Raw genomic sequence first — 12,848 nt, 5'->3', positions numbered from 1 at the left:
TATTGACATGTACAAGCCGCAAAGAAAGCCCTTTAAGACAAATGAAAGACGCGAAACCGTAAGACGTCCTGCCGCGCCTCTTGCCAACAAACGTGTTGCTGCCAAGGCCACGGTTGACGAAGAAGTAAAACCGGCAAAACCCGTCGAACGAGTCATTCCAACTTTCGAAGATCTTAAGCGTCAACTCGCCGCCTGGGCAGAAACCGAAAAAATTCCTGGAAAAATCCAAGCCTGGTATACTGCGGAAACTCCTGCAGAAAATTGCGACTGGCGCATTGTAAAAATCATCAAGGGCGCAAGCGAAAAACTCGTTATTGAAGCTCCCGTCAAGGACATGGAACGTCCTGAAGTCGTTACACGAGTTAATGAACAGCTGAAAAAGGACCACCTCCGTATTTTCGGCAAGGCCCTCCGTCAAATTTGCTTTAGGGCTACAGGAGACGGCCAGTTCGCCCTCTTGGTCCAGGTCAATCTCAGAGGTAGAAATTCCGCACACGGCTACAAGACATTTGTAGACTTCCTGGAACGTTCCTGCCCGGAAATTATCAGTTGTCACCACGTCCAGTGCACTCCGGATTACATGTTCGATCCCACCGGAACCACCCCCATGAAAGTTGAAGCCAAGAGCGCCTTCGGCAGCGACTTCATTTCTATTGGCGGAACCGGCATCTATATGCATGTGCTCGACTGGGCTCCCAAGGCAAGGAATGCATGGATTGGCCTTCCCATGCGAATCGAGAGTGCCATTCACCCGAACCAGGACGACTGTTTCTTTGAATTCTACTCGGGTTGTTCCTTTGTCAGTGCCTCCCTGGCAAACCGATTCAAGAAGGTGGCCTCGCTGGACTGCCGCGAATACGCCATGCAGTCTTCACGTTTGAATGGTCGAAACGTCCCCGACGAAAACATGCGATTCTATCGCGGTCATGTGGATGCGGATTTTTTCACCAAGTTCTTTAACAAGGAAGAAAACGAAGGTCGTTGGACGTTCTATTTCAACCTGCCCGGAGACGAGTCCCTGGCCTCCAATGTGGAACAGATGGCAGCCCAGTCCAGGCCGGAACGAATTCTTCTGCAAACATCTAACCTGGAAGTGGCAACCAAGGAAATCAAGCATTTCCGTCGTGAAGGTTATATGCTTCGCAAGAGCATCCCGCTGTACCTTGAACCGGGAAGCGGTAAATTCGAGATACTGTTCCTGTTTGTGCCCGACAGAGCCGGAATTCTTGGACAGAACCCGGCACAAAAGGCAAAATCTCGTAATGTTCAGCGTCCTCAGGAACGTGTAAACCGCCAAAATAGCGCAGAAAGGCCGCATTTTGCCCAAAGTGCACCCACGTTCAAACAGAGAAAAGGTTAAATTTCAATAAAAAGCTATTTCAGCCTGCAGGGTTTTATATGCGTTTTTCAAATATGCGTCTTTTGAAGTATCTAACAATCGGCTTGGGATTTTCAGCCCTTGTTGCATCCGCCTATATCGTCAAGGAAGGCGACACCCTGTGGGACTTGAGTGACGAATTCCTGAAGGATCCCTTTGCATGGCCCGATCTCTGGGAAAACAACCGCCACATCCAGGACCCGCACTGGATTTACCCGGGTGACTCCATTTACCTCGGCGACAGCACCCGCGAAGAAGCGGTTCTCCACATTGACCCTGCAATGAAAAAGTATCCCTGCGACGCTGCAGTGGCCGACTCCAACCTGCCGAAGGGAATTACTTCTGCAGGCTGCGATGACGGTGACGAAAGAAACGCAGACTTCGAAAGCATGTTAGGCGATCTTCGTAGCAAGAACAAGAAGGAAAAGAAGCAGAAACCTACAGATTCCTACTACTACAAGCAGCGCCCCGAACCCAAGCTGTTCAATGGATACTACCAGATTCTAGCACCCGAGATCTACACCCTGGACTCCCTTAAGAAGGACAGCGCCTTCTTCTCTATCCGTTCTGGAGAAAAGAAAGAACCTCTGATCCACCTTCCCGAAAGCGAAGTTGTCGTAGGAATCGGTAAAAAGACCAATAGCAATCTCAAGAAGGGAGACCTCATTGAAATTGTCGATGCCAAGGCTATTGACGTTCCCGCATCCAAGGGAAGAAGTTTTGACAAGTTCGCCTTGTTGAGACTGTCAGGCATTGCAAGAATAACCGCTATCGGCGACACCTTGTCTCGTGCCCAGATTGTACAAAGTTTCCGCGAAATCAAAATCAACCAGTCTAAAGCACGTCTGAAGCAGCCTCTTGCACCCATTAACGTAACAGGTTATACGGCAGAAAAGACAGCCCAGATGGATTCCCTTGCCATTATTCGTTATTCCATGGACCCCATGCTGATTATCGGAGCTTATTCTTACGTTCTGATTGATGGTGGTTTCGCAAAGGGATACAATACCGGCGATGCTGTGGCAATCTGGGAAGAAGACAAGTCTGATGCAAGCATGCCTCCTCGCCTTCTCGGTAGAGGCGTCATCGCTCGCGCAGCAGAAAACGAGTCCTCGGTGCTGATTCGCGAAATTTATTCCAACAATCGCCGCGTCGAAATGGGACATAAGGTTTCTGTTACCCATAGGGCAAACGTAATCAAGTGATTCGTCCGCTATTGTCCATCTCCCTTATTGCAATTGCCTTGCTGCTCCTGCTAATGGCAGGAAGCTTGGTCGTGTTGCAGTTCCCGGGATTGTCAGTATACCTTCCGCTATAAAAGAAGCTTATGCAGGTTTCCCGCAATAATCTGCTATTTATCCTCTTATTTGTCGGAGGCATCATTCTACCCACCGCCATCCTGGCGGTGCTCAGTTTTCGTAATATTCAAAACGAAATCTTTCTGGCGCAAAAGAATTTCAACGAAAACAGGACTGCATTTCAGAATGACGTTGAAGAAAGCGTTCTAAAAGAGCAACACAAGGTCTTTCTAGAAACAAAGAACGCATCACTTTTTCTCTATGAACAGCCCCAGCGACTTCTAGACTTTGGTCATGCGTCCGAATTCAAGTCTGTCGACGGAATTGAAGCCATATTCCTTTTCAATCAAGGTGCGCTGATCTATCCCGACATTTCGTCAAGGCACTTTTTCAAGTCCACAAATTTCTCAAACAAGGTCGCCACCTTAAAAGAGAAAAAGTTGTTCAGCGAAGAATTCTCCGGACTTACAGAAGAAAACAGCCGAAAGAACTACATCAAGAAGCGTTCAAAATCGCTTAGGCCCAGCCTCTATTTGTTCGACCCCTCCGAACAGACCCAGGATTTATTGGGTTTGATCCGACTGTACTACAAAGAAAAAAAATATGACGACGCCTTAAAGCTAGTGGAGTTTTTGGAACAAAATCCCCACCAGCAGGGCTACCTTCACGCCGACCTTACATGGTCGGTCCGACTGTTGCACTTCGAGATTCTTGTCAAACAGAAAAAGCATCAGGAAGCCCAGGACTACTGCCTTGCCGTGCTGGCAGAATTCTTTGAAGGGTCTAGTCTAGAAAATATTGCATCATCCAGATTTTTCTTCGAATCCGCCTTTACACAGATTCTGTCATTTGAAAAACTTCCCCAGGACAAGCGCGAAGCCTTCTGGAATTTACGTGAAAATTTCAACAGGCAACTTGGATACATGGACATCCTCTACAAGCACAAGGACCAGTTCCAGGACATCCTAGAGAATACCCCCGCAAGTAAGGACGGCATATCGTTCAAATCCAATGAAGATATCATTCTCTTCAAGATGTCATACCCCTACCTTTCTGGGGACCAGGTCGTCATTGCCAAAATTGACAAGGAATCCTACAAAGACAGAATCCTCGGCAAACTCAAAAGCGTAGCTCAAAGCTGGAAGAACATCCCCTTCTCCGTTATTGACAAAAACGATCTTGTCCTTCTGGGAACCGCCCTCGACAGCACAACGATAATCAACCAAGTACACCTGGAAGACGCGCTCGGTCTTGAGTTGATCCTTTACGAGAAAGACATGCAGGATATTCGAAAGGAAACCCGCCATCGGATGTTCCTAATGTATGGTTTGATGCTATTCGCCCTGATTACGGTAATATTCGGATCTTTCTTCATGTTTAAGTTCATTACACAGGAACGAAAACTCCTGTCCATGAAGGCAAACTTTCTCTCCAGCGTTTCTCACGAACTGAAAACACCGCTGACCTCCATCAAGATGTTTGCCGAAATGATGGCCAGGGGACGAGTTCAAAAAGTGGAAAAGGTACAAGAATACTCAAACCTTATTGGTAAGGAAGCGACCCGACTAGAAAACCTCATTGGGGCTATTCTCAACTACACCCGCATGGAACATGGAACCGGAGCATTCAAATGGGAACGGTTAGACTTTTCTATTTGCGCCAGAAAAGTCTTTGACGCCGTTGAAGACATCGGAGTCGAGAAGGGACTTACGTTCCACACCATATTCGACCCTAACGTATTCGTCATGGGCGACTACACCGCATTATATAGTCTCGCACAAAACTTGATCGAAAACGCAATCAAATATACGAACGCTCCCGGAGACATCACAATAAAAACCTACACAGAAGATTCATGGTCCGTTTTTTCTGTAGCAGATACTGGTGTCGGCATCGCTAGTTCAGAACAAAAAAATATATTTAATGATTTCTATAGAGTTGGTGACGAAATGACTCGCAGTACCAAAGGCTCTGGCCTAGGTCTTGCCATTGTAAAAAGAGTGGCAGAAACTCATCGAGCCACAATTTCTCTCGTCAGCAAACCAGGGAAAGGATCCACATTCACCATAAAATTTAAAAGGGCGGAGTAAGAATGGCACAAAATTTTAAAATTCTCATTGTTGAGGATGAAGAGATTATCCGATTTGGTTTGCAAGACAACTTCGAAATGGAAAATTACGAAGTAGAAACAGCCTGTGATGGAGAAGAGGCCATCGAAAAGACTGATTCATTCCAGCCGCAGTTGGTTCTGCTTGATTTGATGATTCCCAAGAAAAGCGGCTTTGAAGTATGCCGCTATATCCGCAACAAGCATCCGGAATGCTATATCATCATGCTCACGGCAAAAACCGAAGAAGCCAGCAAAGTTGCAGGCCTGGAAATGGGCGCAGATGACTACGTGACCAAGCCGTTTTCTATTCTGGAATTGCTGGCTAGAGTCAAGGCTTTCCGACGTCGAATCGAACCCCAGGCCGGTAACGGAAATGTGGTGCCGGACGTTCTTGAATTTGCAGACTTGAAAGTGGATATCAAGAAATTCTCGGCCGTCAAGAAGGGCGTACCCCTGGACCTTACAACCAGGGAATACCAGATTATTAAATATTTCTGGATGCACCGTGGTGAAGTTGTTGAACGAGAAGACCTACTCAAGGACATCTGGGGTTATACAGATGAGAACATGCCATCTACAAGAACGATCGACAACCATATTGGAAACCTGCGTAAGAAAATCGAAGACGACATGACAGACCCCAGAATCATAATTTCTGTTCGAGGAGCAGGCTACAAGTTCGATGTTGAATAGATTCAAACAATTTGCCGGTTCCGCACTCATCCTGCAGCTTATGGTCATACTGACCTTAAGTGTCTTTTCTCATGCAAGTAAAATGGAAAGCTTGATACAAGAAGCCGTTTACATGTTTGAAATGAAAGGGGACGTGACGGAAGCTATCCGCATATTGGAAAATGTAGCCGCAGAAGGTGATCAGGAAGATCAGGAATCCGCCTACTTCTATTTGGGAAAAATCCAGGAATTGTCCGGAAACAATTCCTCGTCGAACTTCTATTACAAGCAAAGTCTATCAAGAACCAACGAAACAACTAAATCTTATTGGCTAGCCGAACGTGATGCAGCCACCAGCAAACAGATTGAAAGTTTCCTACTCACCCCAATCAACTTAAGAACCCGCATCAAGAGGTTTTTTGGAGAGGGGCCAACTTACTGTCTATTCCAGGACGAAACGGTTGGCAGAATAGACAACGGGAAGATAATCCCTATTCCGACAACACTGCCCGGCGCCTCTCAGATACTATTTATTACCGGCAAGGGTATTTGGTATCAATCCGCAGATGGAGACAGCCTGCATTTTCAGAAATTCCACGCAAGCGTGCCTCAAGTCAGCTACGGCATAGCCAAGGCAACAGACTACCTGTTCCTTGACAATCACGCCATCATTCAAACCAATACGCAACTGTACATTATCAATAAAAAAGGTATTGTTGCCAACATCGCTGAAAAATACTCAAACTGCACTATTGAAGGCTTCTACAAACCGACAAACGATTTCATACTCAACTGCGCCGACAATGCGCTTCATTTTGTGTCTTCCGAAACCGGAAATGAAAACATCAGCATAGCCCAATTTGACGTTATTAAGCAGACTATCATCAGTAGGGACTTGCTATTCCTCGTTTCAAACGGAAACCTTTATTGTTACGTACCCAAAAAAGGAAACAATCCCATTTGGAAAACCTCCATTAACAACGTGGAGTCCATGTTCAGCTTTGAACGCAACATTGTCGTACTGGAAGCTTCAGGCAAGGTTTCCCTTTTTGACCAATTAAGCGGCTTCACCCGGGCGTCAATCCGTAGTGACGCAACCAAGATTTATCCCCTCGCCAAGGGAACCTTAGGATTATTCAGCGAAGAAGGTACAATTACAGCCGTAGACACTTTGTTGTACCCTCTTTGGAATTTTAGCTTCACCACCCCGATTGACGCACCCCCCGTCCATACTGAAGACGGAATCTTCCTTTACTTTGGCGAACGAAAACTGTACCCCATTCAACCCCGTTACTACGGTAAGAAAATTCTTCGTTCCGAAGTATTCGCAAACAAAGCCATCGGCCTTTACGAAAGGGGCATGTGGGATTCCCTGGCCCCCGTGCTAGACACTCTATTCAGCCTGGAACCCGGCAACGCAGAAGGTTGGTTCCTAAAAGCCCTCTACCTCGAAAACAAGAAGAGCAGCAATAAGGAAAAGCAAAAAGCCTGGTCAGAAGCAGTACGACTTTCGGCCAGCAATCCTCGCGCTACAAACCTTATTCTGAGCCAGTACGGGAAATCCATTGGAGCAAAACACATCAACCTGCTTCCGATTTCACCGAAAACCCGCTACCCCCAACTTTTCGGCAACAAGAAGGACCTATTTACGATAGATCCTGCAGCCGATAGACTATTCTGCATCAACACCGAAAACGGGGAGCTGAAGTGGTCTAAGAAAATCAGCCATCTTGAAAATACACCTGTCATCGCAAGCGATGATAGGAACCTAGTGGTTGCCTCCGGCTATACAGTCAACTTTTTCGAGTTCAGTAAGGAGTCTGTACCCACAAACATCCAGCTTCCCGGAAAAGCCTTCGAAGCCAAGATTCTCGACCAGGCAACATACATTACTACATGGAACGGATTTATTCTCAAGGCAATGAAACCCGACAATAAGCTGGCCTGGTCAAGAAAGATTTATTCCACCCCCTTCTTTGCCGTTAAGGATCACAATTACCTATACACCTGCAATCTGGAAGGCGAGTTCAACGCTTTGGATGACGCATCGGGGCAAATCATCAGTGGATTCTCCAGACGGATCCAGGGACCTGTTTCCCATATGGTCACCGCCGATTCAATAATGGCAATAGCCTCTAGCAACAATAAGCTGATCCTTTTCAACCCCCATCAAGGAGAAAAACAGCCTGTCCAAATTTTGGTGGAAGCCCCTATCGTTTCGCTACAATCGATAAGACATAATGATGAAAGCAAACTGATTATAGGTTTGTCAGACCAGACTCTAATGCTTTATTCCAAGGAGGGCGCACCCATATGGAAATACAAGGGTGAAAACTCCATTTTCACGACCCCATTTGTCAAAGATGGAGAAATATGGATCGACCAGGGAAATGAAATTGTTTCTATTTCGTTAAATGACGGGAAATTCATCCGAAAATTCAATACCCCCGGAGGTGCAGGAACCCCGTTTGTCATGAATCAAACCCTGTTCAGCGCCTCCCCGAAACGCATATTATACGGTTTCTCTCTGTAAATTTTTTAGAAACATCCTCTAAATAGCCCAAATTTTAGGACTTGTAAACAAAATTTGATAACTTTTTCATAAAAAACTCACTAAATTTCTAACGAATATTTCTTATGGGCATTGGAAGATGAGCAAACTTTTTAAAACTAGCGTTTTCTCTGCATTCGCAAAAACGATCATGGCAATCGCCGCGGTCGGTTTGGTGGCTTGCAATGAAGACAAGAATGAAGTCGTAGAAACAGAATCCTCAGAATACCCCCGCAGCGAAACGCTCTATATCGGCGGCTTTGACTGGGCCCCCCCGTCCACCTTCAATCCGCTGGATTACGACCCCAACTTCCCGATTGACGGAAACTGCAGACTTTCCTACGAGGCCCTTCTAGCCTATAACCAGCTTAGCGGCGAACTGGAAGCCATGCTTGCCGACAGCTATAAGAGCAGCGAAAATTCCATTTCTGTTCACCTGGACCCCAGGGCCAAGTGGAGCGACGGTACACCGGTTACAGTCGATGACGTGCTCTTCACGTTCCGCATCGACTCCCTGCTGCCCACTCCTAGACACGGCAACTGGAACTTCCTGAGCAAGATTACCGCAGACGATAAGAACAATGTGACCTTCCACTTCGGCAAGAACAAGAACCCGCTCATCATCTTGAACGCCATTGCGGAAACCTCCATTCTTCCCAAGTCCGTATTCGAACCTCTGATCAACTCGGCTAAATCCGGCAAGGATTATGATATGGCCAAGATTACCGAGTTCAAGAATGATGATCAGCCTGTTGTTTCCGGACCGTACAATCTGAAGGCCTACTCTCCCGACCAGATTGTCCTGGAACGTAATGACAACTATTGGGGCAACGCCAAGTATAACAACCAGAAGCCCACGCCTCGCTATATCATACATTCCCTCTACAACGGCAACAATCATTTCAACAGCGCCATGACCAAGGGCAACCTGGACATCTCGTCTGTGTTCCTGCCGCGCATTTGGGATAAGGCCCGCGATAGCATCCGTGCCTGGAGCAGAAACGAACCGTACCACCAGCCCGGGTCCATCACTACCCTCCTTATCCAGCAGCAAAGCGCTCCGTTTAACGACGTTGCACTTCGCCGTGCCATGATGCACGCCATCAACTTTGAAAAGATCAAGTCCAGGGCAGTTTCCAACTATACCCCCGCCGTTCAGCCCGGTTTCATCCTGCCTTTCGGCACCGAATCTAAGTATTTCTTCAAGGAAGACGCCGACAAGTACGGTTACTACTACGATATCGAAAAAGCCAAGGCCATTCTCGCAGAAGCTGGTTACAGCTGGGACGACTCCGGCAAGTTACTGGACAAGAGCGGTCAGCCCCTTAGAAACTTCACTATCGAATGCCCCCAAGGCTGGACCGACTGGGAAGACGTCATCAAGGTTTCCGTGGAATCCCTCAAGGAACTGGGTCTGTCTGCAGAAGAAAAGTTTGTGGACTACAGCACTTGGGACAAGGACCTCCGTCTCGGAACCTTCGACCTGGCCATGAAGACCCAGACAGCAGAAATGTCCGCAGCTTCCCCCTGGAACCGATTCGACCAGATTATGGGTAGCGTTTCTTACAAGCCTGTGGGAGAAGAAGCCTTCGCCAACCAGGGTCGTTACAAGAATGCCGATGCAGACAAGTTAATCAGCGCTATTCCTGCAATGACCGACGAAAAGGAACTGACCGAGGCATACAGAGAATTGAACAAAATCTTTATGGAGACCATTCCCGCCCTGCCGGTTATGTACCGCCCGACCCAGTACTACCAATTCTCCACAAAGCACTGGACCAACTTCCCCAGCGAAGAAAACCCCTACGCTCCGCCCCAGATTCTGGTGATTGCAGCAGGCGTCAAGGCTCTTTGGGGAATCAAGCCCGCCAAATAAGGCGTCAAGTACGATTTTTTTCAGAAAACGTTCCCTCGGGAACGTTTTTTTTCGTAAAATGGATAAAAAATAAGCTATTTTTCAGCCAGCACTTTTATAGTGGAGGATATAATGGGAAAGACTCGTTTCATTTTGCCTAACGCATTCACCAGTATGAATTTTTTGCTGGGAGTATTCGCTGTTTGTTGGGCAACGGGTGCATTCAGTTCCTTTACCACGGCAGACCCTATCCGTATGGGAGGCTATTTTATCGTTCTTTGCGTTCTGCTGGATAAGCTGGACGGTTTTGCCGCACGTCTGGTTAACGCCAGCTCCGAGTTCGGCGCTCAGTTCGACAGCCTTGCAGACCTTATCGCTTTCGGCGTCGCCCCGGCATTCACCGTGTTCTTTGCCTATAAGAACTGCGCTCCGGAATGGTTCCAGACCAACGCCGTGCTTTTGATTGTGACTTTCTCTATTTACGTATTGTGCGCCGCTATGCGTCTGGCCAAGTACAACGCTTGCGACTCCGACACGTTCCACCACCACTTCTCTGGCCTTCCCTCCACTTTCGCAGGTGCTGTTAACGCCATCCTGGTGGTCTACCTGAAGTCTAAGGGCGTTTTTGCAGATCCCAACGGCGCTTTCATCTTCGTGCCGATCCTGGTTATGCTCGTTACCGGTCTTCTGATGGTGAGCCCCCTGTTCCTCCCCAAGCTGCAGCCCCGCAAGAGCGTCGCTCTCAACTTGTTCCAGGCAGTTCTGATTGTACTCACCTACATTAGCGGTTTCATGTTCGTTTCTGAAAAGATTCCGTTCATTACCGAATACCTGTTGCTCTTGATGAGCCTCTACATGATTATCGGTTTTGCTCTTGGCCTTGTGCAGCGCAAGAAGATTATTGCAGAAGCAGAAGCACAGAAGTAATTCTTATAAAAGGTTTAATGCGAAAACTGCGAGTCCATGACTCGCAGTTTTTTTTCAATCTAACTTTTAATATTTGCTTTCCAAAAATTCGGCAAGGGACGTTCCAAACCGGTCAAAAAGTCCCTCCAGGGACATTCTAGGCAACTCCAGCGTAACGCATTGTTTCGGGCCGCCAGACGCCATATTTTCTTTGCACCAGGTTCCTAGGCTGCCGGGAGTGGGATAGCCAATATCGGGCATCCAGGGAAGGTTAAAAACGTTGCACAGACCTTCAACCAGAGAAGTGCGCTCAGGTGCATCGACGCAGCCAATGGGCGCATGCATCGAAAGGATTTCTTCCGGTTTCAGCTTTTCTAGCAGATCCAGCAAGCCAAGGACTTCAGGTTCTACGTGAAATCCATCCGCACTGCAAGAACGTAAAAGCGTATCTCGGGGAGCCTCCAGCACGGAACGGGAATAGACATAGCCTTCCGGCTTTACGGATACGGGAAAGTTTCGATTCAGGTCCACGCCGTTATAATTCCCTCGGGTGCCCAAGGTCATGCCATCGGGATTGGCACAGAGGACAAAGGCGGCGCGTTCCAGGGGCGCACTTATCAAGCGCAAAACACGACTGAGCAAAAAAGTCGTTTCAGGTTCTTCACCGTGAATTCCCGCAATGACAAGCAGTTCGCATTTGCCTTTGCAAGGGACATATCGAAGATCCGTCCCCAGAACTGATTTGCCGTAGGTTTCCAGCGGTAGCCTGAAAAAACCGCGAGTCCGTTCATCCAGATTCATAGCACTACACAAAATAGGGGTAGATATATTCTTGCGCCAGCTTATCCAGATTATCTAAAAGAGCGGACTTGCAGGCGATTTCTGTCTTCTCGTAGATTTGCTTGAGGCGGTCTAGGGAGAAATTTTCAAGGTAGCGTCTGGATGTGGGCAAATGGGCGATATGCCACATTTCGGGCTGAATCTTGCCGCGGCCGGGAACGAAAACCCGCTGGAAGCCGGCGGATTCCTCGGAGTCCATCAATTCCGTCAGACGTTTATGGAAGGGGGCGAACATCCCGTTACATTCTGCAGGAGTCAGCTCCACTTCATAACCTGGCGGGCAGGCGTTACCGTCGACAACGTCCAGGTCGGTGCCTAGGTGATGGCGGCTGGCGCCCGGCAGGGCGGACCAGGTCAAGATGGCATACATCAGCTGTTCTTCATCCTGGGGGCGTTCCATGGGGATTCCGTTGGCGTCTAACAGCTTTAATTCGCCAGAGGCCTTGCGGTTCCAAATGCTGAGCTGACGTTCAAAGGGGCGGTATGCGGATTCCAACCGGAGTAAAAAGCCTTCCTTCGCCAGAGTTTCTTTTAATTTATTGTAAGCGGGAAGGACGTTCTTATCCATCACGTATCCTTCCATTTCTATAAAGTCAGACGAACCGGCCTCACGTAATCCATAACAAATTAAATTTTCATTTTTACAACTCATTGGATCGTGCCTCCCATTTTCTCAATCAGGTCCATCCACTGTTTGGTAGTCGCCTTTTTCTTTCGGCTGGTCAGGGATTTCTTCTTGCCGCCGGCACTCAGGATCGCCGTAGACATGGGGCTCGGATTGGCGTGGGTCCAGGCAATGGCCAGGGCATCGGACGCATCCAGGGGAAGGTCACTTCCAGAGATTCCCAGGCGGGCAAAAATCATGTTTGCGACCTGTTCCTTTGCGGCACTTCCATCTCCGGTAACGGCCTGTTTAACCACCTTGGGCGGGTATTCACTGTAGGAAAGTCCACGCTTGCGGCAGGCCACCAAAATTGCGCCACGGATGTGGCCGAGGACAAGGGCGCTGCGGGCATTTTTCGCAAAGAATACGCCTTCCATGCTCAACGCATCGGGGCGATATTTGTCTAGAAGAACTTCCAGTTTAGAGACAATATGCAAAAGGCGGTCTTCTAGTTCGTGGTCTGCAGGCGCATGAAGCACTCCATATTCCAGAACTTTCAAGTTTTTGCCGTCTGAATCTAAAAAAGCATAGCCGGTAGTGATAGAACCGGGGTCAATCCCAAGGATAATCATGT

The 12,848-nt window shown here is 48.0% G+C and carries 10 protein-coding genes; 7 read left to right on the top strand and 3 right to left on the bottom strand.

Annotation, left to right across the window (positions count from 1 at the left end; all coding sequences use genetic code 11):
• The first annotated feature begins 7 nt into the window (after positions 1-7).
• From MMG03_RS02785 to MMG03_RS02755, 7 genes are all read left to right on the top strand, one after another.
• Entirely contained in the window at positions 8-1,360 is a 1,353-nt protein-coding gene (locus MMG03_RS02785; RefSeq protein WP_073156059.1) for a hypothetical protein, read from the top strand.
• A 38-nt stretch (positions 1,361-1,398) separates the two neighbouring features.
• On the top strand, positions 1,399-2,583 hold the full coding sequence (locus MMG03_RS02780) for a LysM peptidoglycan-binding domain-containing protein (RefSeq protein WP_249505582.1): 1,185 nt from the start codon (positions 1,399-1,401) through the stop codon (positions 2,581-2,583).
• Positions 2,584-2,705: 122 nt separating this feature from the next.
• Complete coding sequence (locus MMG03_RS02775; RefSeq protein WP_073156056.1) at positions 2,706-4,766, top strand: cell wall metabolism sensor histidine kinase WalK; 2,061 nt, start codon at positions 2,706-2,708, stop codon at positions 4,764-4,766.
• A 2-nt stretch (positions 4,767-4,768) separates the two neighbouring features.
• Positions 4,769-5,479 (top strand): response regulator transcription factor, encoded by a 711-nt coding sequence (locus MMG03_RS02770; protein ID WP_073156053.1) that lies wholly within the window; start codon positions 4,769-4,771, stop codon positions 5,477-5,479.
• Entirely contained in the window at positions 5,469-7,991 is a 2,523-nt protein-coding gene (locus tag MMG03_RS02765; RefSeq protein WP_073282983.1) for a PQQ-binding-like beta-propeller repeat protein, read from the top strand. The genes MMG03_RS02770 and MMG03_RS02765 overlap by 11 nt, the downstream gene beginning before the upstream one ends.
• Before the next feature lie 118 nt (positions 7,992-8,109).
• Positions 8,110-9,885, top strand: coding sequence for an ABC transporter substrate-binding protein (locus tag MMG03_RS02760; RefSeq protein ID WP_073234100.1), 1,776 nt, complete (start codon positions 8,110-8,112; stop codon positions 9,883-9,885).
• Positions 9,886-9,996: 111 nt separating this feature from the next.
• On the top strand, positions 9,997-10,791 hold the full coding sequence (locus MMG03_RS02755; protein ID WP_088665551.1) for a phosphatidylcholine/phosphatidylserine synthase: 795 nt from the start codon (positions 9,997-9,999) through the stop codon (positions 10,789-10,791).
• Between the two features lie 66 nt (positions 10,792-10,857).
• On the opposite strand, the gene mpaA is transcribed toward MMG03_RS02755, so the two are convergent.
• From mpaA to ruvC, 3 genes are read right to left on the bottom strand one after another with little or no spacing between them, the layout of a single operon-like run.
• A complete protein-coding gene (gene mpaA / locus MMG03_RS02750; RefSeq protein WP_249505581.1) occupies positions 10,858-11,571 on the bottom strand; it encodes a murein tripeptide amidase MpaA in 714 nt (237 codons plus the stop codon).
• Between the two features lie 4 nt (positions 11,572-11,575).
• Positions 11,576-12,262, bottom strand: a complete 687-nt coding sequence (locus MMG03_RS02745) for a M15 family metallopeptidase (protein ID WP_088665553.1) — start codon at positions 12,260-12,262, stop codon at positions 11,576-11,578.
• Positions 12,259-12,846 carry a crossover junction endodeoxyribonuclease RuvC gene (ruvC, locus tag MMG03_RS02740; RefSeq protein ID WP_073156036.1) on the bottom strand — a complete coding sequence of 196 codons (588 nt, stop codon included), beginning with the start codon at positions 12,844-12,846 and terminating at the stop codon, positions 12,259-12,261. The genes MMG03_RS02745 and ruvC overlap by 4 nt, the downstream gene beginning before the upstream one ends.
• Between the last annotated feature and the right edge of the window lie 2 nt (positions 12,847-12,848).

It is taken from the genome of Fibrobacter sp. HC4, assembly GCF_023373925.1.
Lineage (GTDB): Bacteria > Fibrobacterota > Fibrobacteria > Fibrobacterales > Fibrobacteraceae > Fibrobacter.
Note: the sequence above shows the minus strand (reverse complement) of the source record. Positions and strands in the feature narration are given on the sequence as shown.

Excerpts from the sequence above, each read along its gene's own strand:
- MMG03_RS02785 (WP_073156059.1), top strand. The coding sequence starts at position 8 with ATGTACAAGCCGCAAAGAAAGCCCTTTAAGACAAATGAAAGACGCGAA.
- MMG03_RS02780 (WP_249505582.1), top strand. The coding sequence starts at position 1,399 with ATGCGTTTTTCAAATATGCGTCTTTTGAAGTATCTAACAATCGGCTTG.
- MMG03_RS02775 (WP_073156056.1), top strand. The coding sequence starts at position 2,706 with ATGCAGGTTTCCCGCAATAATCTGCTATTTATCCTCTTATTTGTCGGA.
- MMG03_RS02770 (WP_073156053.1), top strand. The coding sequence starts at position 4,769 with ATGGCACAAAATTTTAAAATTCTCATTGTTGAGGATGAAGAGATTATC.
- MMG03_RS02765 (WP_073282983.1), top strand. The coding sequence starts at position 5,469 with ATGTTGAATAGATTCAAACAATTTGCCGGTTCCGCACTCATCCTGCAG.
- MMG03_RS02760 (WP_073234100.1), top strand. The coding sequence starts at position 8,110 with ATGAGCAAACTTTTTAAAACTAGCGTTTTCTCTGCATTCGCAAAAACG.
- MMG03_RS02755 (WP_088665551.1), top strand. The coding sequence starts at position 9,997 with ATGGGAAAGACTCGTTTCATTTTGCCTAACGCATTCACCAGTATGAAT.
- mpaA (WP_249505581.1), bottom strand. The coding sequence starts at position 11,571 with ATGAATCTGGATGAACGGACTCGCGGTTTTTTCAGGCTACCGCTGGAA.
- MMG03_RS02745 (WP_088665553.1), bottom strand. The coding sequence starts at position 12,262 with ATGAGTTGTAAAAATGAAAATTTAATTTGTTATGGATTACGTGAGGCC.
- ruvC (WP_073156036.1), bottom strand. The coding sequence starts at position 12,846 with ATGATTATCCTTGGGATTGACCCCGGTTCTATCACTACCGGCTATGCT.